The sequence below is a fragment of the Microbacterium sp. 22195 genome, assembly GCF_052056515.1.
Classification (GTDB): Bacteria; Actinomycetota; Actinomycetes; order Actinomycetales; family Microbacteriaceae; genus Microbacterium.
The window spans coordinates 282,212-306,348 of the sequence record NZ_JBQEPE010000001.1 but is presented as its reverse complement, the minus strand read 5'-3'; the positions used below and the strand labels follow the sequence as shown (position 1 = coordinate 306,348).

At 70.1% G+C, this 24,137-nt stretch carries 30 protein-coding genes; 15 read left to right on the top strand and 15 right to left on the bottom strand.

All coding sequences use genetic code 11. The features are described from left to right. The first annotated feature begins 20 nt into the window (after positions 1-20). Both ACTJJ4_RS01505 and ACTJJ4_RS01500 read left to right on the top strand, forming a co-directional pair. On the top strand, positions 21-725 hold the full coding sequence (locus tag ACTJJ4_RS01505; protein WP_440941722.1) for a 3'-5' exonuclease: 705 nt from the start codon (positions 21-23) through the stop codon (positions 723-725). 36 nt (positions 726-761) lie between these two features. Continuing rightward, entirely contained in the window at positions 762-1,067 is a 306-nt protein-coding gene (locus ACTJJ4_RS01500; protein WP_440941721.1) for a hypothetical protein, read from the top strand. A 58-nt stretch (positions 1,068-1,125) separates the two neighbouring features. On the opposite strand, the gene ACTJJ4_RS01495 is transcribed toward ACTJJ4_RS01500, so the two are convergent. The 3 genes from ACTJJ4_RS01495 to glgA form a co-directional block, all read right to left on the bottom strand. Further along, the gene (locus tag ACTJJ4_RS01495; RefSeq protein WP_285630495.1) at positions 1,126-1,386 is read right to left on the bottom strand and encodes a type B 50S ribosomal protein L31; all 261 of its coding nucleotides are present in this window, start codon (positions 1,384-1,386) and stop codon (positions 1,126-1,128) included. A 109-nt stretch (positions 1,387-1,495) separates the two neighbouring features. Then, positions 1,496-2,284, bottom strand: a complete 789-nt coding sequence (locus tag ACTJJ4_RS01490; protein ID WP_440941720.1) for an ABC transporter ATP-binding protein — start codon at positions 2,282-2,284, stop codon at positions 1,496-1,498. An 18-nt stretch (positions 2,285-2,302) separates the two neighbouring features. Next, positions 2,303-3,487, bottom strand: a complete 1,185-nt coding sequence (gene glgA, locus ACTJJ4_RS01485; protein WP_440941719.1) for a glycogen synthase — start codon at positions 3,485-3,487, stop codon at positions 2,303-2,305. A 46-nt stretch (positions 3,488-3,533) separates the two neighbouring features. Here glgA and ACTJJ4_RS01480 point away from each other — a divergent pair, with 46 nt between their 5' ends. From ACTJJ4_RS01480 to ACTJJ4_RS01470, 3 genes are all read left to right on the top strand, one after another. Continuing rightward, a complete protein-coding gene (locus tag ACTJJ4_RS01480) occupies positions 3,534-4,775 on the top strand; it encodes a glucose-1-phosphate adenylyltransferase (protein WP_440941718.1) in 1,242 nt (413 codons plus the stop codon). A 65-nt stretch (positions 4,776-4,840) separates the two neighbouring features. Beyond that, positions 4,841-5,476: a phosphoserine phosphatase SerB gene (gene serB / locus ACTJJ4_RS01475; RefSeq protein WP_440941717.1), complete on the top strand. Its 636-nt coding sequence runs from the start codon at positions 4,841-4,843 to the stop codon at positions 5,474-5,476. 68 nt (positions 5,477-5,544) lie between these two features. Next, positions 5,545-6,231, top strand: a complete 687-nt coding sequence (locus ACTJJ4_RS01470) for an alpha/beta fold hydrolase (protein ID WP_440941716.1) — start codon at positions 5,545-5,547, stop codon at positions 6,229-6,231. 46 nt (positions 6,232-6,277) lie between these two features. On the opposite strand, the gene fabG is transcribed toward ACTJJ4_RS01470, so the two are convergent. Continuing rightward, positions 6,278-6,988 carry a 3-oxoacyl-ACP reductase FabG gene (gene fabG / locus ACTJJ4_RS01465; protein WP_292702530.1) on the bottom strand — a complete coding sequence of 237 codons (711 nt, stop codon included), beginning with the start codon at positions 6,986-6,988 and terminating at the stop codon, positions 6,278-6,280. Positions 6,989-7,111: 123 nt separating this feature from the next. Between fabG and ACTJJ4_RS01460 the strand changes: the two genes are divergently transcribed. The 5 genes from ACTJJ4_RS01460 to ACTJJ4_RS01440 all read left to right on the top strand — a co-directional run bounded on the left by ACTJJ4_RS01460 (position 7,112) and on the right by ACTJJ4_RS01440 (position 10,129). Beyond that, positions 7,112-7,474, top strand: coding sequence for a DUF3099 domain-containing protein (locus ACTJJ4_RS01460; RefSeq protein WP_440941715.1), 363 nt, complete (start codon positions 7,112-7,114; stop codon positions 7,472-7,474). Then, a complete protein-coding gene (locus tag ACTJJ4_RS01455) occupies positions 7,471-7,668 on the top strand; it encodes a hypothetical protein (protein ID WP_440941714.1) in 198 nt (65 codons plus the stop codon). The genes ACTJJ4_RS01460 and ACTJJ4_RS01455 overlap by 4 nt, the downstream gene beginning before the upstream one ends. After that, positions 7,665-8,480: an SURF1 family cytochrome oxidase biogenesis protein gene (locus ACTJJ4_RS01450; RefSeq protein WP_292702538.1), complete on the top strand. Its 816-nt coding sequence runs from the start codon at positions 7,665-7,667 to the stop codon at positions 8,478-8,480. The genes ACTJJ4_RS01455 and ACTJJ4_RS01450 overlap by 4 nt, the downstream gene beginning before the upstream one ends. 47 nt (positions 8,481-8,527) lie before the next feature. Beyond that, positions 8,528-9,091: a GrpB family protein gene (locus ACTJJ4_RS01445; RefSeq protein WP_440941713.1), complete on the top strand. Its 564-nt coding sequence runs from the start codon at positions 8,528-8,530 to the stop codon at positions 9,089-9,091. 513 nt (positions 9,092-9,604) lie between these two features. Then, a complete protein-coding gene (locus tag ACTJJ4_RS01440; RefSeq protein WP_440941712.1) occupies positions 9,605-10,129 on the top strand; it encodes an endonuclease domain-containing protein in 525 nt (174 codons plus the stop codon). Positions 10,130-10,257: 128 nt separating this feature from the next. On the opposite strand, the gene ACTJJ4_RS01435 is transcribed toward ACTJJ4_RS01440, so the two are convergent. Continuing rightward, positions 10,258-11,856, bottom strand: a complete 1,599-nt coding sequence (locus tag ACTJJ4_RS01435) for an ABC-F family ATP-binding cassette domain-containing protein (RefSeq protein ID WP_285630470.1) — start codon at positions 11,854-11,856, stop codon at positions 10,258-10,260. 156 nt (positions 11,857-12,012) lie between these two features. Between ACTJJ4_RS01435 and ACTJJ4_RS01430 the strand changes: the two genes are divergently transcribed. The 4 genes from ACTJJ4_RS01430 (at position 12,013) to ACTJJ4_RS01415 (ending at position 15,926) form a co-directional block, all read left to right on the top strand. Beyond that, on the top strand, positions 12,013-12,669 hold the full coding sequence (locus tag ACTJJ4_RS01430; RefSeq protein WP_440942797.1) for a DedA family protein: 657 nt from the start codon (positions 12,013-12,015) through the stop codon (positions 12,667-12,669). Positions 12,670-12,674: 5 nt separating this feature from the next. Further along, positions 12,675-13,862, top strand: coding sequence for a sensor histidine kinase (locus ACTJJ4_RS01425; RefSeq protein WP_440941711.1), 1,188 nt, complete (start codon positions 12,675-12,677; stop codon positions 13,860-13,862). Then, positions 13,859-14,530 carry a response regulator gene (locus tag ACTJJ4_RS01420; RefSeq protein WP_440941710.1) on the top strand — a complete coding sequence of 224 codons (672 nt, stop codon included), beginning with the start codon at positions 13,859-13,861 and terminating at the stop codon, positions 14,528-14,530. The genes ACTJJ4_RS01425 and ACTJJ4_RS01420 overlap by 4 nt, the downstream gene beginning before the upstream one ends. Positions 14,531-14,618: 88 nt before the next feature. After that, the gene (locus ACTJJ4_RS01415) at positions 14,619-15,926 is read left to right on the top strand and encodes an acyltransferase family protein (RefSeq protein ID WP_440941709.1); all 1,308 of its coding nucleotides are present in this window, start codon (positions 14,619-14,621) and stop codon (positions 15,924-15,926) included. Between the two features lie 29 nt (positions 15,927-15,955). On the opposite strand, the gene ACTJJ4_RS01410 is transcribed toward ACTJJ4_RS01415, so the two are convergent. Genes ACTJJ4_RS01410 through ACTJJ4_RS01395 form a run of 4 tightly spaced genes read right to left on the bottom strand, consistent with a single transcriptional unit; the run spans position 15,956 to position 18,138 of the window. After that, positions 15,956-16,282 carry a CHY zinc finger protein gene (locus ACTJJ4_RS01410; RefSeq protein ID WP_440941708.1) on the bottom strand — a complete coding sequence of 109 codons (327 nt, stop codon included), beginning with the start codon at positions 16,280-16,282 and terminating at the stop codon, positions 15,956-15,958. Further along, positions 16,279-16,875 carry an energy-coupling factor transporter transmembrane component T gene (locus ACTJJ4_RS01405; RefSeq protein ID WP_440941707.1) on the bottom strand — a complete coding sequence of 199 codons (597 nt, stop codon included), beginning with the start codon at positions 16,873-16,875 and terminating at the stop codon, positions 16,279-16,281. The genes ACTJJ4_RS01410 and ACTJJ4_RS01405 overlap by 4 nt, the downstream gene beginning before the upstream one ends. Further along, complete coding sequence (locus ACTJJ4_RS01400) at positions 16,872-17,570, bottom strand: energy-coupling factor ABC transporter ATP-binding protein (protein ID WP_440941706.1); 699 nt, start codon at positions 17,568-17,570, stop codon at positions 16,872-16,874. Before ACTJJ4_RS01400 ends, ACTJJ4_RS01405 begins: the two co-directional genes overlap by 4 nt. Then, a complete protein-coding gene (locus tag ACTJJ4_RS01395) occupies positions 17,560-18,138 on the bottom strand; it encodes a biotin transporter BioY (RefSeq protein WP_440941705.1) in 579 nt (192 codons plus the stop codon). Before ACTJJ4_RS01395 ends, ACTJJ4_RS01400 begins: the two co-directional genes overlap by 11 nt. A 79-nt stretch (positions 18,139-18,217) precedes the next feature. On the opposite strand from ACTJJ4_RS01395, the gene ACTJJ4_RS01390 reads away from it, so the two are divergent. Further along, entirely contained in the window at positions 18,218-18,766 is a 549-nt protein-coding gene (locus tag ACTJJ4_RS01390) for a TetR family transcriptional regulator (RefSeq protein ID WP_440941704.1), read from the top strand. Here the strand turns inward: ACTJJ4_RS01390 and ACTJJ4_RS01385 are convergent. The 6 genes from ACTJJ4_RS01385 to sufD form a co-directional block, all read right to left on the bottom strand. Next, entirely contained in the window at positions 18,741-20,159 is a 1,419-nt protein-coding gene (locus ACTJJ4_RS01385) for an MFS transporter (protein ID WP_440941703.1), read from the bottom strand. The two genes, ACTJJ4_RS01390 and ACTJJ4_RS01385, sit on opposite strands and share 26 nt — an antisense overlap. Continuing rightward, positions 20,156-21,346: a MalY/PatB family protein gene (locus ACTJJ4_RS01380; protein WP_440941702.1), complete on the bottom strand. Its 1,191-nt coding sequence runs from the start codon at positions 21,344-21,346 to the stop codon at positions 20,156-20,158. The genes ACTJJ4_RS01385 and ACTJJ4_RS01380 overlap by 4 nt, the downstream gene beginning before the upstream one ends. Before the next feature lie 160 nt (positions 21,347-21,506). Then, a complete protein-coding gene (locus ACTJJ4_RS01375) occupies positions 21,507-21,836 on the bottom strand; it encodes a metal-sulfur cluster assembly factor (RefSeq protein ID WP_285630448.1) in 330 nt (109 codons plus the stop codon). Positions 21,837-21,845: 9 nt separating this feature from the next. Continuing rightward, entirely contained in the window at positions 21,846-22,616 is a 771-nt protein-coding gene (gene sufC / locus ACTJJ4_RS01370; RefSeq protein ID WP_285630446.1) for a Fe-S cluster assembly ATPase SufC, read from the bottom strand. Then, the gene (locus ACTJJ4_RS01365) at positions 22,617-22,943 is read right to left on the bottom strand and encodes a non-heme iron oxygenase ferredoxin subunit (protein ID WP_285630443.1); all 327 of its coding nucleotides are present in this window, start codon (positions 22,941-22,943) and stop codon (positions 22,617-22,619) included. It lies immediately after the preceding gene. Further along, on the bottom strand, positions 22,940-24,136 hold the full coding sequence (sufD, locus tag ACTJJ4_RS01360; RefSeq protein WP_440941701.1) for a Fe-S cluster assembly protein SufD: 1,197 nt from the start codon (positions 24,134-24,136) through the stop codon (positions 22,940-22,942). The genes ACTJJ4_RS01365 and sufD overlap by 4 nt, the downstream gene beginning before the upstream one ends. Position 24,137: the final 1 nt, after the last annotated feature.

The window sequence follows — 24,137 nt, the reverse complement described above, 5'->3', positions numbered from 1 at the left end:
CCCCGTCCTACGGTGAGGCCATGACCTCGACGACGCTCCCGAACTGGCTGACCCGAGTGGGCGTGTTCGACCTCGAGACGACCGGTGTCGACGTCGCCACCGATCGCATCGTCACGGCGCATGTGGGCGTGCTCGACCGGCACGGAAGGGAGATCGCGGCGAGGGACTGGCTCGCCGACCCCGGCATCCCGATCCCCGACGGCGCCGCTGCCATTCACGGCATCAGCACCGAGCACGCCAGGACGCACGGGCGGCCGGCGGGCGAAGTCGTCGCGGAGATCAGCAACGCCCTCCGCGTGCTCTTCGCGCAGGGTATGCCGATCGTGGCATACAACGCCTCCTACGACTTCTCTCTGCTCGCGAACGAGGCGGCACGCCACGGCATCCCGGCGCTGATCGACCCGCAGCCGGTCATCGACCCGCTCGTGATCGACAAGGCGTACGACCGCTACCGTCCCGGCAAGCGCACCCTGAGCGTCGTCGCCGAGCACTATGCCGTGCCTCTCGACGACGCACACGAGGCGTCGGCGGACGCCGTGGCTGCTGGGCGCGTCGCGCTCGCCCTCGCCAGGGAGTTCGGCCTGTCGCAGACGGCCGCCGAGCTGCACACTCAGCAGATCGGCTGGGCCCGTGACCAGGCCGAGAGCCTCACGGAGTACTTCATCAAGGCGGGGCGTCTCGACCCCGCGGAGGCACTGGACGGCAGCTGGCCTGTGCGGGGCTGAGTGGTCGGATGCAGATCTTCGGCCTACCTTGGAAACATGGATGAGCCGCTGAATACCATCCTCGGATGGAGCACGGTAGCGCTCCTGGTCGCGCTGCCGGTCATCCTCGGCTGCATAGGCCTCGCCCGACTGTATTCGCCCAAGCCATTGGAGAAGAAGTACCTCGTCGGTGGCGGCGGCCTCGCCGGGGGTTACGCAAGCGGCCTCGAGGCCGTCTTCTCCCCCACTGCCCATGAAGCTGGTGTCGAGCTTGACCGCATGACCAAGCGCACCGCTCCGTCTCCTGCCGCGGGTGATCCGCCGTGGACCATCGACGGCGACAGCATCCGCATCGAAGTCTGATCGGCGTGCCCGGGATACGACGAAGGCCCCGCCGGAGCGGGGCCTTCGAGGAATCTGCTTACTTCTGAGCGGAGCCGCCGAAGTTCTTGAAGCGCTGGTTGAACTTCTCGACGCGACCGGCCGAGTCCATGATGCGCTGCTTGCCCGTGTAGAACGGGTGCGACGCGGAGGAGATCTCGACGTCGACGACGGGGTACTCGACGCCGTCGAGCTCGATCGTCTTGTCGCTGGTGACCGTCGAACGGGTCAGGAAGGTCTCGCCCGAGCCGAGGTCGCGGAAAACGACGGCCTGGTAGTCGGGGTGGATGTCAGTCTTCATGGGATTCCTTACGTGGTGCCCTGGATTCTGCCAGGAGCGAGGGAAGTCTGCGGTGCGATTGCACCAAGGGTCTACTTTAGCACCCCTCGACGGGTCTCCACGGCCGTGCTCAGGCGCTGACGGCGCGGGCCGCGTAGCGGCCGCCCTCGGCGCTCAGCGCGATCGGCATGCCGAACGCCTCGGAGAGCGCCTCCGCCGTGAGCGTCTCGGCGATCGGTCCCTGCGCGACGATGCCGCCCTCACGCAGCAGCATGACGTGCGTGAAGCCCACCGGGATCTCCTCGACGTGGTGGGTGACCATGATCATGGCGGGCGTTGTCGGGGATGCGGCGTAGCCGCTCAGCAGCTGGAGCAGCTCCTCACGGGAGCCGAGGTCCAGGCTTGCGGTCGGCTCGTCGAGCAGCAGCAGCTCGGGGTCGGTCATCACCGCACGGGCGATCTGGACGCGCTTCTGCTCCCCGTCGCTGAGCGTGCCGAACAGCCGCTCGGAGAGGTGATCGAGCTTCCAGTCCGCCAGCACGCGACGGGCGCGGCGCTCGTCGATGCCCTCGTAGTCCTCGTTCCAGCGGCCCATGACCGAGTACGCCGCGGTCATCACCGTGTTCAGCACGGTCTCGTCGCGAGGGATGCGACGAGCCATCGCCGTCGACGCGAAGCCGATTCGCGGACGGATCTCGAACACGTCCGTCCGCCCCAGGGTCTCCCCCAGGATCGTCACCGTGCCGGACGTCGGGTGCATCAGCGTGTCGGCGAGCTGCAGCAGGGTCGTCTTGCCGGCCCCGTTCGGTCCCAGCACCACCCAGCGCTGATCCTCGGAGACCTGCCAGGTGACGTGATCGACGATGTCGCGACCGTCACGGCGCACGACGACATCGGTGAAATCCAGGGCGCTCGACATGACGCCCAGCCTATCGGCTCAGGCGGTCAGCTCCTCGTACAGCGCGCGGGTGGTGTCGGCGATCGCGCCCCAGCTGAACTCGGTGCGGGCACGCTCGCGCCCGGCCGCGCCGTACTCTGCGGCGCGCTCGGGATCGCCTGTCACCTCGGTGAGTGCGGCGGCGAGGTCCGAGACGAACCGCTCGGGATCCACCGGCGTGCCCGTGCCGTCCTGCAGCTGCTCGATCGGCACGATCCGGCCCGTCACGCCGTCCGCCACCACCTCCGGGATGCCGCCGGTGCGCGTGCCGACCACGGCCGCGCCGCACGCCATGGCCTCCAGGTTGACGATGCCCAGCGGCTCGTACACGGACGGGCACACGAACGTCGTGGCCGCGGTGAGGATCGCCGACAGCTCGTCGCGCGGCAGCATCCGCTCGATCCAGATCACGCCCTGCCTGGTCTGCTGCAGCAGTCGCACCAGTTCCTGCACCTCGGCCATGATCTCCGGCGTGTCCGGCGCGCCCGCGCACAGCACCAGCTGCACCTCAGGGGGAAGCAACTGCGCGGCCCGCAACAGGTACGGCAGTCCCTTCTGCCGCGTGATGCGTCCCACGAAGACCACCGACGGGCGGGCGGCGTCCATGCCGATGCTCGCCAGGAACTCCGGGTTCTCGATCGGCCGCCAGCGCTCCACGTCGATGCCGTTGTGGATCACGCGGACGCGCGCCGGGTCGACCTGGGGATAGCTGCGCAGGATGTCGGCGCGCATCCCCGCACTGACCGCCACGATCGCGGCGGCGTTCTCGTAGGCGAGCTTCTCGATGCCGCTCGAGACCGCGTACCCGCCGCCGAGCTGCTCGGCCTTCCAGGGACGCAGCGGCTCGAGGCTGTGCGCGGTGAGCACGTGAGGGATGCCGTGCAGCTGCGAGGCGAGGTGGCCTGCGAAGTTGGCGTACCAGGTGTGGCTGTGCACGACATCCGCCCCGGCGATGTCGCCGACCATCACGAGATCCGTGCCGAGCGTCTGCACGGCGGCGTTGGCGCCGGCGAGCTCCACGGGAGTGCGGTACGCATGCGTGCCGGGTTCATCACGGTCGGATCCGAACGCGCGGACCTGCACGTCGATGCTGCTGCGCAGCGCGGCGACGAGCTCGGCGACGTGCACACCGGCACCGCCGTAGATCTCCGGCGGATATTCCTTGGTGATGATGTCGACTCGCATGACTGCACGGTAGTACATCCGCCGCTCCGGGCTCTATGGTGGTCCCATGTCGGCACCCAAGAAGGTTTTCGGGATCATCCTCGCCGGCGGCGAGGGCAAGCGTCTGATGCCCCTGACGGCGGATCGGGCCAAACCCGCGGTGCCGTTCGGAGGGCAGTACCGGCTCATCGACTTCGCGATATCGAACCTGATCAACTCCGGCCTGCGGCAGGTCGTCGTGCTGACGCAGTACAAATCCCACAGCCTCGACCGGCACGTGTCGCAGAACTGGCGGATGTCCGCCCTGCTCGATTCCTACGTCACCTCGGTGCCCGCGCAGCAGCGCCTCGGCAAGCGGTGGTTCTCCGGGTCGGCGGATGCCATCCTGCAGAGCCTGAACCTCATCCTGGACGAGAAGCCGGACATCGTCGTCGTCATCGGCGCCGATCACGTGTACCGGATGGACTTCCAGCAGATGGTGGACGCGCACATCGCGTCCGGCGCATCGGCCACGGTCGCAGGGATCCGTCAGCCGCTCGCTCTGGCGTCCCAGTTCGGCGTGATCGACGCCGACCCCGAGACGGGCCGCATCCGCGAGTTCCTGGAGAAGCCGACGGATCCGACCGGCCTCGCCGACTCGCCCAACGAGGTGCTGGTGTCGATGGGCAACTACGTCTTCGACACCGACGCGCTCATCGCGGCTGTGGAGGCCGACGGCGAGTCCGCCAGCTCCGGGCACGACATGGGCGGCGACATCGTGCCCTACTTCGTCGAGCGCGGCGAGGCGGGCTACTACGACATGAAGCAGAACGACGTCCCCGGCTCGTCACCGCGCGACCGCTCGTACTGGCGGGACGTGGGAACGATCGACTCCTACTTCGACGCGCACATGGACCTCATCTCCACCCTGCCGATCTTCAACCTGTACAACACGGCCTGGCCCATCCGGACCCAGACCGTGAACACGCCGCCGGCGAAGTTCGTGCGCGACGCGGTGGGACGCATCGGCAACACGATCGACTCCATCGTGTCGGCCGGCTCCGTGCTCTCGGGCACGCACCTGGAGCGCAGTGTGGTGGGCGTGGGCAGCCTGGCATCCGGTGGATCGACGATCACCGACTCCGTGCTGCTCGACGGCGTGCTCGTGGGGGCCGGAGCTCGGGTGCACAGAGCCGTGCTCGACAAGAACGTCGTGCTGGAGGACGGCGCGACGGTCGGCGTGGATCGCGAACGCGATCTGGAGCGCGGCTTCACGATCACGGACTCCGGGATCACGGTGGTCGGTAAGGGCGTCCGCATCGCGCGCTGATCCGCGGATGCCGCTGAACTGACATCCGTGCGTCGACGGCCTCGGCCGGCCGATACGCTCGAGCGGTGACCACCGCGCGCTTCCTCGTCGTCCTCGATGCCGATTCCACCCTCATCCGCAACGAGGTGATCGAACTGCTCGCCGACGAGGCCGGACGTCGCGCGGAGGTGCAGGCGGCCACGGAGGCGGCGATGCGCGGCGAGGTCGACTTCGCGACCAGCCTGCGCTCGCGAGTCGCAGCGCTGAAGGGCGTCCCGACGGATGCATTCGAGCGGGTGCGCGCACGCATCGAGCCCACTCCCGGGGTGCGCGACCTGACCGCCGCGGTGCATGAGCGGGGCGGTGTGGTGGGCGTCGTCTCGGGCGGCTTCCACGAGATCCTGGATCACGTGGCGCCCGAGCTGGGCGTGGACCGCTGGCGGGCGAATCGTCTCGCGACCGCGGACGGCGGGCTCGTCGGCGAGGTCGACGGTGCGATCGTCGACGCGAAGGCGAAGGCCGACTCGCTGAAGCAATGGGCGGCGGAGCTGGGCATCGCACCGCACGCCACGATCGCGATCGGCGACGGTGCGAACGATCTGCTGATGATGAGCGCGGCGGGTCTCGGAATCGCCTTCAACGCCAAGCCTGCCGTCCGCGCCGCGGCGGCGCTGGTGGTCGGCCCTCAGGACCTGTCCGAGGTCATCCCGCTGCTCCCCTGATCCCCCGGATCACGCCGATTCCGGGTTCGCACTCGACGATGTCGGCGGCCCTGCCTACGGTGGATGCCATGGACGTCATCCTTGTTCCCGGTCTCTGGCTCGATGCGGCATCGTGGGATGCGGTGCTGCCCGCGCTGCGCGCGGCAGGCCATCGCGTGCACCCGCTGACCATGCCGGGCGTCGGTGAACCGGCCTCCGACATCGGCATCGCCGACTGGGTCGCCGCCGTCGCCTCCCGTGTCGACGAGTTCGACGCACCGGTCGCGCTCGTGGGGCATTCCGGCGGCGGCAACGTGGTGTGGGGCGCGACGGATGCCAGACCCGAGCGCATCGCACGCGTCGTGTTCGTCGACAGCGTCCCGCCGGCACCCGGCCGCGGCATCAGCGAGTTCGAGGTCGTCGACGGCGTCGTGCCCTTCCCCGGCTGGGATCACTTCCCGGACGAGGACGTCTACGACCTCGACGACGCGATCAGGGCTCGCACCGCTCCGCTGGCGCTGAGCGTCCCGGCACGGGTTCCGACCGATCCGATCAGCCTGACCGACCCTCGTCGGTACACGGTCCCCGTCACGCTGCTGATGGGCGGTCTCGACCAGGCCGCTTTCGAGCAGGCGATCAGCGAGTGGGGACCGTACGCCGAGGAGTTCGGCGCGATCGAGGACGCGGAGGTCGTCAAGCTCGGCACCGGCCACTGGCCGCAGTTCTCCAAGCCCGACGTCCTCGCTCAGGAGATCGTCGCGGCGCTCGACCGCTGAGACCGTGAGCCGATGGACGGCGCTGAGCCGATGAGCTGCTCCGTGGTCAGTGCCCCATGCCCAGGCCGCCGTCGACGGGGATGACGGCACCGGAGATGTAGCCGGAGTCATCGCCCGCGAGCCACACGACGGCGCTCGCGACCTCGTCGGGCGTGGCGAACCGGCCGGCGGGGATGCTGGCCTTGTACTGCTTCTGGGTCTCCTCGGGCAGCTCGGCCGTCATGTCGGTCTCGATGAAGCCGGGCGCCACGACGTTCGCGGTGATGCCCCGACCTCCGAGCTCGCGGGTCAGGGAACGGGCGAAGCCGACCAGCGCGCTCTTCGACGCGGCGTAGTTGGTCTGCCCGGCCGAGCCGTAGAGGCCGACCACGCTGGAGATGAGGATGACGCGGCCGAACCGGGCGCGCAGCATGCCCTTCGAGGCGCGCTTGACGACGCGGAACGAGCCGCCGAGGTTCGTCGACACGACGCTGTCGAAGTCCTCCTCGCTCATGCGCATGAGCAGGGTGTCCTTGGTGATGCCGGCGTTCGCGACCACGACCTCCACAGGGCCGAGCTTCTGCTCCACCTCGGTGAATGCGGCGTCGACCGCTGCGGCATCCGTGACATCCGCACGCACGGTGAGCGTGCCCTCCGGGCCCTCGCCGCTGCGCGCGGTCACGGCGACGCGGTATCCGTCGCGGACGAAGCGCTCGGCGATCGCGCGGCCGATGCCGCGGTTTCCGCCGGTGACGAGGACGACGCGGTCCGTGCTCATGAGGGGCTCCTGCCTGTCGGGATGAACGCAGGCCATCCTATCGAGCCGCGGTGCTGCTCTCCGGCCTTTCGGACCCGCGCGCGGGCATCCGGCGCGCCCCGCGCGGCGTAGGCTTGAGTCACCGTGAAAAGCACCCGACACACCCCTTCCGTCACCTCGCTCCCGGAGGCTCCGCAGGACGAGGCGAAGCGTCGGGTGCGCCATTACGCGATCACCATGGGCATCCGCACGGCGTGCTTCATCCTCATGGCGGTCGTCCAGCCGATCGGGTGGTGGACGTTCGTGTTCGCGGCGGGGGCGATCTTCCTCCCCTACATCGCCGTGGTCGCCGCGAACGCCGGCGCGGACAGCACCCCGACGACCGTCGAGTCGCCTGTGATGGAGCTCGAGGCGGATGCACCCGCGACCGTGGTCGACGAGGCGCCGAAGGTCATCACGATCCACGAGAGCGGCCGTCCGACTCCGCCTCGGGACGACGCATCGTGACAGCGCAGTTCGAGTGCGCACGCGCGGACTGCCGCGCCGCGGCGACCCATCACATCATCTGGCGCAATCCGCGGATCCACAGCGAGGACCGTCGCAAGATCTGGCTGGCGTGCGATGAGCATGTGGGCTTCCTCAGCGACTATCTGCGCACTCGGGACTTCCCGGTCGAGGTCTTCGAAGGGCTCCCGGAGTGAGGCAGCGGCTGCTGCGCTGGAGCGGCTACCTGGTCGTCGCGATCCTGTTCGCGATCGCGTGCGCGTTCCTGTCCAACTGGCAGTTCAGCCGCAACGACCAGAAGGCGACCGAGATCGCGCTGGTGGAGCGCAATTACGACGCGAAGCCCGTGGCCCTCGATGACGTGGTCGACGCCGAGGGCCGGCTGGACGCGCAGCGCGAGTGGCACCCGGTCCAGCTGCGCGGCGAGTACCTCGCGGATCAGCAGCTGTACGTGCGCAACCGCCCGCACGGCGGCACGAGCGCGTTCGAGGTGCTGGTGCCGTTCCGCCAGGAGGACGGTCGGGTGCTGCTCATCGACCGCGGCTGGGTGCCTCCCCGTGAGGACAGCTCCCCCGCATCCACCCCTGCTCCGCCGGCCGGCACCGTCACGGTGGTCGTGCGGATGCAGCCCGGAGAGCAGCTGCCGGCTTCCGGTCGCAGCGCTCCGAAGGGACAGGTCCCCACGATCAGCCTTCCGGCCATCGCCGAGCAGGTGAACCCCGACCTCATCACCGGAGGCTACGGACTGCTGGCATCCGAGAAGCCCGCGCCGTCGAAGGCGCTCGGCGGCTTCGACAAGCCCGCCGAGGATCCCGGCCCGCACCTCTCCTACGCGATCCAGTGGATCCTGTTCGCGGTGATGGGATTCATCTTCATCGGCTACGTGATCCGGACCGAGAGGATCAAGGCCAAGGAGGAGGCCGGCGAGCGAGCGCCTCGTCCGCCGCGTCGCCGTCGCGACCGCGACGCCGACGACGAGGATGCCCTTCTCGACGCCGCAACCCGCTGAGCCTCGCGAGAGCGTGGCACCGGCCCGCCGGCCGATAGCCTGGTGGGATGCCCCGGACGCCCGCATCGCGCCTCGCCGACGCCCTCCGCGACGCGGACCTCGGACTGCGACGCGGAGTCGTGGATCTCGCACCGGCGTCGGATGCCTGGGCTCGGGCGTTCGCGGGCATCCACGAGGTGCTGGCCGAGACGGCACCGCCATCCGTCGTCGCCATCGAGCACATCGGCTCGACATCCGTGCCGGGACTGGATGCCAAGCCGATCCTGGACGTCGGCATCGCGGTGCGCTCCGGCACCCCTCTGGCCTCGCTGGACGGCTGGCTGACCGGCCTGGGGATGCTGCTGCGCGGCGACGCGACCGACGTGCGACCGGATCGGATGTACGGCTACGAGCTGGAGCCCATGATCCGCCTCGCCAACGTGCACGTCGTCGAGGCGGGCTCCGAGGACCTGCGCCGCTATCTCGCCTTCCGCGATCGCCTGCGCGCGCACCCCGCCGACCGCGACGCCTATGGAGCGCTCAAGCACGCGCTGGCCGTCCGGCATCCCGACGACCGTCTCGCCTACATCGACGGCAAGGCCGACTTCATCACCGCCCGACGCGGCGACTGATACACAACTCCGGAGATGTGCATCATCTCGGAGACCGCACAGCGATACAGTCCGAGATCGTGCACATCTCCGAAATCGTGCACCCCGGATCTCGTGCAAGTCGAGTCCACAATTCGGGTGTCCAGCCGAGTTGCGCACAGACGCCGGGTTTGTGAGCTGATCGGTGACACTGGTCGCAGCATCCTGTGGGCTATGACTCGATCAGAACGTGCGCAGCGGGCGGTACTCGTCACGCGAGCGCTCGGCGGCGTTGCGCGCACGCGCACGCTGCAGACGCACCATGTCAGCCGCCGCGACATCGCCCACGCCGTCGAGACAGGACGGCTTCAGCGCGTCAGGCAGGGCTGGCTCGCAGAGCCGGAGGCCGAGCGGATGCTAGTGGAGGCCGCTCGATATGGAGCGGTGCTCTCATGCGTCACACAGGCCAGACGTCTGGGCTTGTGGGTACACGAATCGGAACCCGGGCCGCACTGGGGTGCCGACCCGCAGAGCCCGGGTGGGAAGCCCGCACACGTGCACGTCCACTGGGCGAAGCCGCTGATACCGAGGCATCCGGACTCCCTCGAGGATCCGATAGAGAACGTTCTCGCGCTGGTCGCGGACTGCGAACCGCACGAGCGGGCGCTCGCCACGTGGGAGTCCGCGCTGAACAAGGGCCTCGTCAAGCGGGAGGTGCTGGATCGGCTGCCGCTGAAGCGCGTCGCACGAGACCTGCTCTCAGAGGCCATTCCGTTCGCGGACTCCGGCCTGGAGACATATCTGCGTTCACGACTCGGATGGCTGGGGCTGCCCCTGACCTTCCAGATCTGGATAGCGGGACATCGCACCGATCTCCTCATCGGAGATCGGCTGATCCTGCAGATCGACGGCGCGGCGCACACGGGAGCTCAGCGCGACGAGGACATCCGTCACGACGCCGAGCTGCGTCTTATGGGCTATCACGTGATCCGCGTCGGCTACCGCCAGGTGATGGACCGATGGCACGTGGTCCAGGACCTCATCATGCGGGCCGTGGCACAGGGCCTCCACCGCCCGTAGCCATGGCAGAGGCGAGCACAATCTCGGAGATGTGCGGAATCGCGGAGAGTTCGGGCGCGAAGCATCCGAAGTACTGCACTTCTCCGGAATGATGGCGTGCCGCGACCGGGCCCGACAGCCCCGACAGCTCACGCGAGCTCGATGAGCTCCTGGTACTCGCGGCTCCAGATGTCCTCGACGCCGTCGGGCAGGATCAGCACGCGCTCGGGGTTCAGCGACTCCACGGCGCCGGGGTCGTGCGAGACCAGCACCACGGCGCCCTCGTAGTGCGCCAGCGCCCCGAGGATCTCCTCACGGGAGGCGGGATCGAGGTTGTTGGTGGGCTCGTCGAGCAGCAGCATGTTCGCCGACGACACGACCAGGGTCGCCAGCGAGAGCCGGGTCTTCTCACCGCCCGAGAGCACGCCCGCGGGCTTGAGCACGTCGTCGCCGGTGAACAGGAACGAGCCCAGCACCTTGCGGGCCTCGGTCTCGTTGATGTCGGGCGCGGCCGACATCATGTTCTCCAGCACGGAGCGCTTCACGTCGAGGTTCTCGTGCTCCTGCGCGTAATAGCCGATCTTGAGTCCGTGCCCTGGCTCCAGCTGACCGGTGTCCGGCTGGTCCACCCCGGCGAGGATGCGCAGCAGCGTCGTCTTGCCCGCGCCGTTCAGCCCCAGCACGACCACCTTGGACCCGCGGTCGATCGCGAGGTCGACATCCGTGAAGATCTCCAGCGAGCCGTACGACTTCGACAGTCCGGACGCCATCAGCGGGGTCTTGCCGCAGGGCGCCGGCTTCGGGAACCGCAGCTTGGCAACGCGGTCGACCTGGCGCACGTCGTCCAGACCAGCCAGCAGCTTCTCGGCGCGCGCGACCATCTGGTGCGCCGCGGCGGCCTTCGACGCCTTGGCGCCGAACCGCGCGGCCTGCAGCTGCAGCTGGGTGGCCTTCTTCTCGGCGTTGGCGCGCTCCTTCTTGCGGCGCTCCTCGTCGGCCACGCGCTGGCGCTGGTAGTGCTTCCAGCCCATGTTGTAGATGTCGATCACCTGGCGATTCGCATCCAGGTAGAAGACCCGGTTGACGGTCTCGCCGACGAGCTCGACGTCGTGGCTGATCACGATCAGGCCGCCCTTGTAGCCCTTCAGGAACTCGCGCAGCCACACGACGCTGTCCGCGTCGAGGTGGTTGGTCGGCTCGTCGAGGATCATGGTGCCGGCATCGGAGAACAGGATGCGCGCGAGCTCGATGCGGCGCCGCTGACCGCCGGAGAGGGTCTTCAGCGGCTGGTCGAGGATGCGGTCGGGCAGGGAGAGGTTGTTGGCGATGGACGCCGCCTCAGCCTCGGCCGCGTAGCCGCCGAGCGCCTCGAAGCGCTCGGTGAGGTTCGCGAACTTGCGCATGGCGCGCTCGGCGATCTTCGGATCCTCGGATGCCATGTCGTGCGAGGCCTGCGAGATGCCCAGCTGCAGCGTGCCCAGGCCGCGCGCGTCCAGGATGCGCGTGCGCGCCAGCATCTCCGGGTCGCCCGAGCGCGGGTCCTGCGGCAGGTAGCCGAGCTCGCCGGAGGTGGTGACCTTGCCCTCCGAGGGCAGCACGTCTCCCGCGAGCACCTTGGTCAGTGTGGTCTTCCCGGCGCCGTTGCGGCCCACGAGGCCGATCTTGTCGCCGTCGGAGACGCGGAAGGACACATCCGACATGAGCACGCGTGCGCCCACGCGGATCTCGAGGTCATGCACGGCGAGCACAGCGGGTATCCGTTCGTAGAAAGGGGGTGTCGGCCGATGGGCCAGCCTCCCAGTATAGTTCGCGCCCCGGCACGATCCCCCTCCGAGGTATGACGCGGACGATACTCCAGAGGGATGCGCCCGCTCGGGGCGCCTTCGTAGCGTCGTCGGGTGGACATGATCAACGACCTCATCCTGCAGGCTGTCGCGTCGCCGTGGATCGCCCTGATCCTCTTCGCGGTGGCGGCGATCGACGGCTTCTTCCCGCCGGTGCCGAGCGAGACGGTGCTCGTCGCAGCCGCCGCCGTGGCCGGCACGACGGGAAGCGCGAACGTCCTGCTGCTGTGCGCGGCGGGGGCACTGGGCGCGATGGTCGGGGACAACATCGCCTACGGCATCGGCCGCGCGGTGGGCACCGACCGCTTCCGCTGGATGCGACGGCCCCGCGTCGCATCGTCGTTCGAGCTCGCGCGGCGCACGCTGACCCGGGGCGGCGCAGGACTGATCCTCGGCGCGCGCTACATCCCGGTCGGTCGGGTGGCCGTGAACATGACCGCCGGCGCCCTGGGGTATCCGTGGCGCCGCTTCCTCCTGCTGTCGGCCGTCGGCGGCGCGCTCTGGGCGGCGTACAGCGTGGCGATCGGGCTTCTGGCCGGGCAGTGGCTGAAGGGACAGCCGCTGCCCAGCGCGGTGATCGGGGTGATCGCCGCCCTGGCGATCGGCATCGTCGTCGACCGGGTCGCGGCCCGGCGCCGCAGGCGGGCGCACGAACCGCAGATCCCGCAGAACGCGGATGCCGCTGCCGAACGGTGCGCCCCGGTGATGGGAGGATGACGGACATGAGCGCCGCCCGTGAACGCCCCTCCCGGCGCATCGTCGCCCTGTGGGCTCTCGTGGTCGCGCTCTACGCGACGCTCGTCCCCATCCACATCGCGCTGTACGGGGTCGCAGTGCCCGCCGCGTTCCTGCTCGGTGCGGGCGTGTGCGCTGCGCCGGCCATCGCCGTGCACCGTCCGCGCTCCGCGCTGGCTCTGTTCCTCGTCACGGCGTTCGTGCTGCCGCTCACCGTCTCCCCGACGCGCGCGTCGTTCGCACCGTGGCCGTGGTCGGTGCCCGCGCTCATCGCCTTCGTCCTGCTCGTGGTGATCCTCTCGGTGCTGCACGGCTGGCGCCTCTCCCTCATCGCCCTGCTGCTCGGGATGATGGCCTCCCTCACCGCGCCGCTGCTGATGCCGGGTGTCACCTCGGCCGACGCGACCGGCGCGGACCTGATCGTGACCGCGTCGATCGCCGCCGGCGCCCTGCTCGTCGGCGTGCTCCTCGCCGGGCGGCTGAGGCTCGGTGCGGAGCTCTCCAGGGAGCGGGAGCACGTCGCGCTGGAGCAGTCCCGCCGTGAGCTCGCCGAGGAGCGGACCCGTATCGCGCGAGAGCTCCACGACGTCGTGGCGCACAGCATGTCGCTCATCCAGGTGCAGGCGTCGACCGCGCGCTACCGCGCCCCCGATCTGCCGGACGAAGCGGTCGCGGAGTTCGAGTCGATCGCCGCGTCCGCCCGCGGAGCGCTCGGCGAGATGCGCCGCATCCTCGGAGTCCTGCGCACCGAGGATCACACCGCGGAGCTCGCACCTCAGCGCGGAGTCGACGACATCCCGGCCCTCGTGGAGACGACCAGACGCGCGGGAGCCGCCGTGGAGCTGACGCAGGACGTCGACGGCGACGTCGCCGTGGCCGCGCAGATCGCGGTCTACCGCATCGTGCAGGAGTCGCTCAGCAACGCGCTCCGCCACGCACCGGGCTCGGCGATCGTCGTCTCGGTCTCGACCGGCGCCGAGGACGTCTCCGTTCTCGTGCGCAACGCACCCGCCGCTCCGCCTTCGTCGGCATCCGGCGGTCACGGGCTGCGCGGGATGACCGAGCGCGCGGCCCTGCTCGGCGGGGAGCTGCGTGCCGGCGTCGACGGCAACGGCTGGCTCGTCAGCGCCCGCATCCCCCGCCACCCCGCCGCCGCTCCGGAAGGAACACCGTGAAGATCGAGGTCCTCATCGCCGACGACCAGGCCATGGTGCGCGCCGGCTTCGCCGCGCTCCTGGACGCCCACGACGGCATCCGCGTCACCGGCCAGGCCGCCGACGGATTGGAGGCCGTCGCGCTGTCGGCCAGGCTCGACCCGGACGTGATCCTGATGGATGTCCGGATGCCGGGCCTCGACGGCATCGAGGCGACCAGGCGCATCCTCGGCCCCTCGTACCCGGCGGCCAAAGTGCCTCGCATCCTGATGCTCACCACCTTCGACATCGACGACTACGTGTACGATGCTCTCGAGGCGGGCGCGAGCGGGTTCCTGCTCAAGGACGCACTGCCTGACGAGCTCGTGCACGCCGTACGGGTGATCGCCGACGGCGATGCGCTGCTCTCACCGCGGGTGACGCGCAGGATGATCGAGCACTTCTCGACGCGCCGGCCCCGCGCACCGCAGTCCCGGACCGCGCTGAACGATCTCACCGAGCGAGAGCTCGAGGTGCTCACGCTGATCGGGCGAGGGCGCTCCAACCACGAGATCGGTGCCGAGCTGTTCATCGCGGAGCAGACCGTCAAGACCCACGTCGGCAAGGTGTTCGCCAAGCTCGGCCTCCGCGACCGGGTGCACGCGGTGATCCTCGCCTATGACGCGGGTCTGGTCGAGCCCGCCTCCTGATCGCGACCGAGGACGGCACCACGGTATGAGACACGTCGACCCCGTGGGGTGATGAGGCCGCGGGCACCGCGTCCATACTGTCCGTGGCATGACCTCGCCGCACAGCATCCGCCTCCCCGATCCCACCCGCGACTCCGCCGTCGACCTCGTCCGAGCCGGATGCGTGATCGCCGTGATCCTGCTGCACTCGCTGATGGTCGGCGTGACCGTCACCGCGCAGGGGCCGGTGTTCGAGAACGCCGGCGACAGCGGCTGGTGGCTGACGCCGGTCAGCTGGTTGCTGCAGGTGATGCCGCTGTTCTTCGTGATCGGCGGCTTCTCCGGTTCCATCGCGCTCCAGCGCGGTCGCCAGCGCGGAGACGACGGCATCCGCTTCGCCGCCGGGCGCCTGCACCGCCTGCTGCGCCCCGCGCTGGTCGCGGTGGCCGTCGTCGGAGTCCTCCTCGCCGTGCTCGAACGGTGCGGTGTGCCCGCCGAACTGGTCGCGACGGCCGGCTACCGCTTCGGCCAGCCGCTGTGGTTCCTGGGCGTCTTCCTGCTCTGCCAGGCGCTGCTGCCGGTGATGCTGCGCCTGCACGACGTCCGCCCCGTCGCCACGGTGTCCGCACTCTCCGGCGCCGCCGTGCTGGTCGATGTGATCCGTGCCGCCACCGGCGCGGACGGTGTGGGCTTCGCCAACCTCGCGTTCGTCTGGCTGGCGCTGCAGCAGGTCGGCTTCTTCCTGGCCGACGGCCGTATCGACGCCCTCGGTCGCCGCACGCGGTCCGCCGTCCTCGCGACGGCGGTCCTGGCACTCGTGGGGTCGTTCGTGCTGGGCATCCACTCCCCCGACCTCATCGCCAACATCAACCCGCCGACCACGGCGCTGATGCTCGTCGGCATCGCGCACACCGCCGCCTTCTCGCTGCTGCGCACCCGCATCGCGAGCTTCGCCCTGAGGCCGCGCCCGGCCGCGTTCACCGCGTTCGTCTCCCGCCGCACGATGACCGTGTACCTGTGGCACATGCCCGTGCTGCTCGCGATGGCCGGGGTCCTCGCGCTGTGGGCACTGGCCACCGGCTCGTCGTTGCCGGCACCGGCGAGCCCGGAGTGGTGGGCGGGCCGTCCGCTCTGGCTGGTCATCGTCTTCACCGCGACGGCCGCGCTCAGCCTCCCGCTCGCGCGCGTCGAGGGGAAGCGGATCCCCCTCGCGAGCCCAGCCCCCGCAGTCATCACCTCAGCCGTCCTGATCGCGCTGGCAGCCGTGCTCCTGCTGCTCGTGCACGGAACCACGACGCTGACCGCCGTTCTCGCCGTGGCCGGATGGCTGCTGGCGCTGCGGATGGTCCGGCCGGAAGCGCCCCGGATCGCCAGGGCGGCGCAGGAGCGCACTGCTGCGCCGCTGGTGGCCGCGTGAGCGCCTGGTCGGTGAGAGCTCCGGGCAGCTCAGTCGAAGTACAGATGGTGGTGCAGGGCGCACCCGGGATTGAACCCCGCGCCGCACGCCGGACAGGTCTCGGCGTCGCGGTAGGCGCGGATGGTCATGCTCGTGCCGCACACCCCGCACAGCGCCGCCTCCATCTCCCCGTCGGATGCCGGCCACGTGGTGCGGTCGTGCCCGGCCACCTCGTCATGGCAGTGCACGCACGGATACCAGGCACCGCAGCAGTGGAATCGCAGGGCCACGACGTCGAGCGCACCGTGATAGTGCGCGCACCTCGTCCGATCGTCGACCAGGGCGCCGTGCAGGACATGACCGCCCATGTGGATCATGCGGCGATCCCCCGCGCCGCCATGGCGTCTCCGACGTCGTCGGCGTGCTTCATGGTGAGCACCAGCAGCGGCAGCACGGCGCGCGGTCCGAGCCGCACACCTCTGGCCCGCTGCGCGTCGCGCACCTGGGTGGCGAAGCCGGCGATCACCGGGATCATCGCGATCGTCAGGGACAGGGTCAGCGCCACCGCATCCGGATCCGCCCCGAACCTGCGCAGCGGCCGTACCAGCGCGCGGAAGACCTCGAGGAGGTCGCCCATCCGTGTCGTGCGGGTCACCAGCTCCGCCAGCAGCAGGAGCGCGACGACCCGGCCCGTGCTCTGCACGGCGTCCGCGGCCGAGGTGAACAGCCACAGCGCGCCGCCCAGCACGACGATCAGCCAGCGCAGCCGCCACCAGGCCTCCCCCAGCGCGCGCAGCGTCGCCCCGCCGATCGGGTACAGCGATGAGACGAGCGCCAGCACCACCGCCGTGCCGAGGATCCCCGGCCGCAGCAGGGACAGCACCAGCGCCGCGGCCGCCAGCCCGGCGAGCTTCGCACCGGCGGGCATCCGATGCAGGATGCCGGTCCCCGGCCGGTACAGCGAGATCACGCGCAGCTCCGCCGGTACTCGTCGATCACCGCCGCGGGCACCCCGACGGCCCGCACGGTGCCGGCCTCGAAGAGAACCGCCTCGTCGCACCGTGCCGCCAGCTCCAGATCGTGCGTGACCAGCACGAGGGGCACATCCAGTCCCAGCAGCAGGTCGCCGATCCTGCGGGCGTTGCGCAGGTCCAGCAGCGTCGTGGGCTCATCGGCGACGACCAGCCCCGGATGCGTCGCAAGGACGGACGCGATGGCCAGCAGCTGCCGCTGCCCTCCCGAGAGCCCCGAGACCGGGACGTCCGCGCGGTCGGCGAGGCCGTGCTCCTCGAGGATCCGTGCGACCCGGGCCGTTCGATCGGAGCGCGACAGGCCGGGCAGCGAGAGCGCGAGATCCTCCGCGGGCGTCGGCATCAGGAGCTGCGCCTCCGGATTCGTGAAGACGAAGCCGACGTGGCGTCGCAGCGCCTTCGCATCGCGCATCGGATCCAGGCCGTGCACCCGCAGGCTCCCCGCGGTCGGAAGCCGCAGACCGTTCAGCATCCGCGCGAAGGTCGACTTGCCGGAGCCGTTCGCGCCGATGACGGCCGTGCGGCCCGCGGTCAGTCGCAGGTCGACGTCGTGCAGCAGCTCGGCGCCGTCGACGGTGAGACCGATGCCCTCGCAGCTGATCGCGGTGCCGGTCGCGACGGCCTCAGCCGGCATGCGCGACGGCGCGCGCCCGGGTCGGGAACGCGCGCGGATACGCCCGGCGCAGTGCGACGGCCAGGACCACGGCGAGGACCGCCTTGAGCAGATCGCCGGGCAGGAACACGAGACTGGAGAGCACGGTGGGCCCGAACGGCACACCGGTCACGAGGGACTGCACCGGGATGCCGAAGAGGTAGATCACGAGGATGCCGCCCAGCACCGCGCCGAGACCCGCACGCCACCAGGTGAACCTGCCGTGGTGGGCGATCAGCCCGATCACGATGCTCCCGGCGATCCATCCCAGCAGGTAGCCCGCCGTGGGGCCGAGGAAGACGCCCAGTCCCCCGCGTCCGCCGGCGAGCACGGGCAGGCCCGCGGCGGCGAGGGCGAGCACGACCAGCACCGCCAGGGGCGCGCGTCTGGCGCCCAGCACGAGGCCTGCGAGCATGACACCGAGGGTCTGCGCGGTGATCGGGACGCCGCCGGGGACGGGCACCGTCACGGTGCCGAGCACCACGATCAGCGCGGCGAAGACGGCGATACGGGCGAGGTCTGCGCCCAGTGGGCGTGGCGAATCGGTCATCGGGGGCTCCTTTCGGACGGCTGGGGTCATGCCGTCCTGAACACTGTTCACCTGAACGGTGTTCACTATACTGGGAGCCATGCCTCCCGCACGACACGACCGTCACAGTGTGGTCGACTGCGCCCTGCGCCTGCTCGACCGGGTGGGACTGCCCGACCTGTCCATGCGTCGCCTGGCGACCGAACTGGATGTTCAGCCCAGCGCGCTGTACTGGCACTTCGCGAGCAAGCAGGAGCTGCTCGCGGCCGTCGCCGAGCGCATCCTCGACACGATCCCCGCTCCGGACGCCGCGACCTCACTGGCCGACACCGCGGGCAGCATCCGCGACGCGCTGCTCGCCTACCGCGACGGCGCGGAGGTCGTGATGAGCACCTATGCCCTCCGGCTCGGCACGCGACGCGCGCAGGACGCTCTCGGCGCCTCGCTCGGCGATGCGGATCCCGACGCCGCGGACGCCGTGTTCGAGTTCGTGCTCGGGCACACCACGCTGCTGCAGCAGCGCATGCACGCGCAGAGCATCGGAGCCGTCGCACCCGACGCCGCGGACCCGACCGCGCACGCCGACGAGGTCTTCGACGCCGGCATCCGCGCCTTCGCCTCGCTCAGCGCGGCGCGCCCTCCGCGCTGACCACCGTTCCCGCGCCGTCGCCCATCCGCAGACCAGGCACCAGCGAGAGCAGCAGAAGCACCCCTGCCAGCAGGTAGACCGTGAGGTATCCCGTGCCGAGCACGGGCAGCAGCGCGAAGCCGAGGCCTGCCAGCGCGATCGTGACGGCAGAGCCGGATGCCTCGAAGATCGACAGCGCCGCGGAGTTGAACCCCTCGTTCGCCGTGGTGGAGTACGCCAGGGTCAGAACGGTCAGCCGCGGATACAGCAGCCCCATGCCCGCTCCGGCGAGTCCCCACGCCACGATCACGATCCACGGATCCGCACCGATCGCGCTCACGAAGAGGAGCCCCGCGACTCCGGCCAGCATGAGCAGCACTGCGATCCAGGTGATCCGCGCGCTGCCCAGCCTGTCGCCGTACCGGCCCTGCACGGCCGACGCGCCCGACCAGCCGATCGCGGCCAGGGTGAGGGCGAGTCCGGCCACCGTGGGCGAGAAACCGAACCGGTCGATCAGCAGCTTCGGCACGTACGCCTCTGCGGCGAAGAACGCGCCCGCGACGATCCCGCGCATGAGGATGGTGCTGGGCAGGCCCGAGACCGCCCGCAGCGTGCCCTTCGGCAGCAGCGGAAGCAGCGAGAATCCGATGACGAGCACCGCGGCCAGTGCGATCGGGCCGCCCGCCGCCGCGGGCGCGTCCGCCGCGAGACCGACTGTCACCGCGCCCGCTGCGACCAGCACCGCGAGCAGCATCCGCAGCGCGATCCCGCCCCGCGGAGGCTCGGCCGCGTCGGCGACGCCGTCTGCATCCGACCCGGCATCCGCGTCCAGCGACACGCCCCGCAGTCGCGACACGACCAGGGCGAACGCCGCGGCGGTGAGCACCGCGACGCCGAGGAACGTCCACCGCCAGTGCAGGTACTCGGTCACCGCGCCCGCCAGGAACGGCCCGATCATCGAGGGCACGACCCACGCCGCCGCATACGCGGCGAAGATGCGGCCGTGCAGCTGCGGCGGGTAGACGCGCGCGACCACGACGTACAGGGCGACGGTCTGACCACCGGCCCCCAGCCCCTGGATGAGCCGTCCGAGGATGAAGGTGTGCATGTCCGACGAGAAGCCCGACACGAGAAGGCCCGCCGCGAACAGCGCCACGGCCGTGTACAGCGGTGCGCGCGGGCCCGACCTGTCGCTCCACGCCCCCACGGCGACCATGCCGATCACACCCGTCGAGATCGTCGCGGAGAACGCGACAGCGAACAGCGCCTCGCCGTCCAGGTCGCGCGCGACGATGGGCATGACGGTGGTGACCGCCAGCGACTCGATCGCGGCGAGGAAGATCAGCACGACCGTGCCGACCGTGATGCCGAGGCGGCTGCGATCCCAGATCGTCGGCTCTGCGGCGGCGGTCACGCGCGTACCGCGGAGGCGGCCTCGTCGATCGCCGTGCGGGCCCGGGCGATCCGCTCGATCGCCTCGGTGAGGATCTCGGGGCTCGTGCCGAAGTTCACGCGCACGTGCCCGGCCCCCGGCGCGCCGAACGCCGGGCCGAAGTGCAGGGCGACCTTCGCCTCCCGCAGGATCTGCTTGGCCGGGTTCGGACCCCAGCCGAGATCGGTGAGATCGACCCACGCGAGGTAGCCGGCATCGGGCATCCGGTAGCGCGCTCCCGGCAGATGCCGTTCGAGCAAGTCGGCCAGCAGTCTGCGGTTCTCGTCCAGCGCGGCCAGCAGGCCGTCCAGCCACTCATCGCTCTCGTCGGAGAACGCGGCGACGGCCGCCAGCATCCCGAACTGGCCGGTGCGCCACTCCACCTCGATCGGCAGGGAGCGCAGTACGGCCGTGGTGTCGTCGGATGCCGAGATCATCAGGGCGCACTTCAGCCCCGCGAGATTGAAGGCCTTGCTGGCGCTGGTGACGGCGTACCCGATGCGCCGAGCGGCGTCGCCGCTGGCCAGGAACGGTGTGAACACGGCATCCGGCTGGGTCAGCGGCGCGTGGATCTCGTCGGAGACGACGGCGGCGCCGTACTGCTCGGCGAGGCGCGCCAGTGCGTCCAGGCTCTCGGCGGAGTGCACGGAGCCGGTGGGATTGTGCGGATTGCAGAGCAGCACCGCCCTGCTGCCGCCGGCGAGTGCCTTCTCGATCGCCGCGAGGTCGAGCTCCCAGCCCTCCCCCGTGTCGCGCAGCGGAACACGCTCGGCGACCCCGCCGGCCTCGTCCACCAGGTCGAAGAACGGCGGGTAGATGGGCGGGTTGACGATCACCCTCTCCCCCGGATGGATGACCCGTCGGAGGATCTCCACGATGCCCATGCTGACATCGGCGGTGGACCGGATGCGGGCGGTGTCGACCGTCCACCCGAATCGACGCTGCGCGAACGCCGCATAGGCGGCGGCCAGCGGCGTGTGCGAGGCCACGTACCCGGTGTCGCCGATGCGCACAGCTCGCTCCAGCGCCGTGGTGATCGCGGGCGCGAGCGGGAAGTCGGTCTCCGCCACGAACAGCGGCAGCACGTCCTCGGGGTACTCCCGCCACTTCTCGCTGGAGCGCTCCCGCAGCTCGTCCAGCGTGAGCGCGCGGATCGGGGTGACGGTCATGATCTCCTCCAGTCGAACGGGATGCCGAAGGGGCACAGCCCTGCGGCCGTGCCCCTTCGATGTCGCTTCTCGGGTTTCGTCTCACTCGCCTTCGGCGTGTTCGCTCAACCTTGACATGCCCACGCGTCAAGTCCGCTTCGCGGCCGTGACCCGTGTCATGTCAAATCGCGAAGCCGAGCGCGCGCATCATGTCGCGCCCGTCGTCGGTGATCCGCTCCGGGCCCCACGGCGGCATCCAGACCCAGTTGATCCGGAAGCGGTCGACCACGGAGTCCAGCGCCTGCGCCGTCTGCTCCTCGAGCACGTCGGTGAGCGGGCATCCGGCGCTGGTGAGCGTCATGTGGATGACCAGGGCGTCGTTCTCGTCGTCCCAGGCGAGATCGTAGATCAGTCCCAGGTCGACGACGTTGATCCCGAGCTCGGGATCCATGACGTCCTTCAGAGCCTCGGTGACCTCGTCGTACTTCTCGTCGGTCAGCGTTGCGGTCATGCTCTCAGCCTACGCTTCGATGGGCGCACTGGGGTCGAGGAAGCGGTCGTAGCCCTCCTCCTCGAGGCGGTCGGCCAGCTCGGGGCCGCCCTCCTCGACGATCTTCCCCTTGACGACCACGTGCACGAACTGCGGACGGATGTAGCGCAGGATGCGGGTGTAGTGCGTGATCAGCAGCACGCCGAGGTTGGTGGCCTCCTTGGCGCGGTTGACGCCCTCGGAGACGATCTTCAGCGCGTCGACGTCGAGACCGGAGTCGGTCTCGTCGAGCACGGCGAGCTTCGGCTTGAGCACCTCGAGCTGCAGGATCTCGTGGCGCTTCTTCTCGCCGCCCGAGAAGCCCTCGTTGACGTTGCGCTGCGCGAACTTCGGGTCCATGCGCAGGTTGGTCATCGACGCCTTGACGTCCTTGGTCCACTGACGGATCGAGGGCGCCTCGCCGTCCAGCGCGGTCTTTGCGGTGCGCAGGAAGTTGGTCACCGTGACGCCGGGGATCTCCACCGGGTACTGCATGGCGAGGAACACGCCGGCACGGGCGCGCTCGTCGACGCTCATGGACAGCACGTCCTCGCCGTCGAAGGTGATCGTGCCCTGCGTGACGGTGTACTTCGGGTGCCCGGCGATCGTGTACGCGAGGGTCGACTTGCCGGAGCCGTTGGGGCCCATGATGGCGTGCGTCTCGCCGGTCTTGATCGTCAGGTCGATGCCGTTGAGGATCGGCGTCGTGCCCTGATCGGTCTCGACCGTCACATGAAGATCGCGGATCTCGAGAACAGACATTCAGACTTCCTTAATGACAGTGGGGTCGATGAGCACGTCGTCGCCGTCGATCTCGACGACGTAGACGGGGACGGGCTCGTAAGCGGGGAGGTTGAGGGGCTTGCCGGAGAGCAGCGAGAAGCGCGAGCCGTGGGCCCAGCACTCCAGGGTGTCGCCCTCGACGAAGCCCTCGGCGAGGGAGATGTCGCCGTGCGTGCAGCGGTCGCCGATCGCGTGGATGTCGCCTGCGGCGTCCTTCACGATCGCCATCGCCACGCCGTCGAGCTCGACGCGCAGCGGCGTGTCCAGCTCCAGCTCGCTGACGCCGCAGGCGCGCAGCGCGGTCACGCCTCGACTCCGATCAGCTCGGCGTCGATCGCGGCGAGCAGCTCTGTCTGCAGCTCGGGGATCTGGATGCGCTGCACGACCTCGGTGAGGAACCCGAGCACCACCAGGCGACGGGCCTCGGCCTCGGTGATGCCTCGCGCCTGCAGGTAGAACAGCTGCTCGTCGTCGAAGCGACCGGTCGCACTCGCGTGGCCGGCGCCCACGATGTCACCCGTCTCGATCTCGAGGTTCGGGATCGAGTCGGCGCGTGCGCCCTCGGTGAGCACCAGGTTGCGGTTCGCCTCGTAGGAGTCGGTGCCGGTGGCATCCGGTCCGATCAGCACGTCGCCGATCCACACGCTGTGCGCGCTCGCACCCCGCAGCGCGCCCTTGTAGAGCACGTCGCCGGTGGTGTGAGGGCCCTTGTGGTGCAGGTAGACCTGGCTCTCCAGGTGCTGACCGGCATCCGCGAAGGAGAGGCCGTACAGGCGCCCCTCCGCGCCGCTGCCGGCGAGCTCGACGTTCGGGTTCACGCGCACCACGCCGCCGCCGAAGCTGACGATGAAGTGGGTGAGCTCGGCGTCGCGGTCCACGCGGGCCTGGTGGGCGGCGGCGTGGATCGCGTCGTCCTGCCACTGCTGGACGGACACCAGCGTGAGCTTGGCGCCGTCGCGGACGATGATCTCGACGTTCTGCGCGTACTGCGCGGTGCCGGCGTGCCGCAGCACGACCGTGGCCGAGCTGTGCGGGAGCGCCTCGATCACGAGGTGCGCGTCCGCACGGCCGCCCTGGCCGTCGATCTGGATGACGATCGGCTCGGCGACGACCTCCTCGCCGGGGATGCTCAGATGCATGGCATCCGCAGCCCCCTGCCAGGCGACGGCCGAGACGACGTCCTCCGGGCGGAAGAACTCGCCACGGGGTGCCGTGCCGCGCGCCAGCGCGGGCCGCAGGTACTGCTCGTGGCTGACCGAGTAGGTCACGCCGTCGTTCGCCTCAGCGGGCTCGAACAGCGACGTGAGCTGCGCGATCGGGGTGTGCTTCCAGTTGACCTCGCGGCCGGTGGGCGCGCCGAAATCGGCGGGCTCGAAGGAGTGCGGGCGCTCGGAGCGCGTCTGGACCGGCACGAAACCGGTGTTCGCGATCCTCGCTGCGGGGTCGATGTGCGCGTTCGTGTGCGGCGCCTCTGCGGGCGCCTGAGTGGGGGCCGTCATC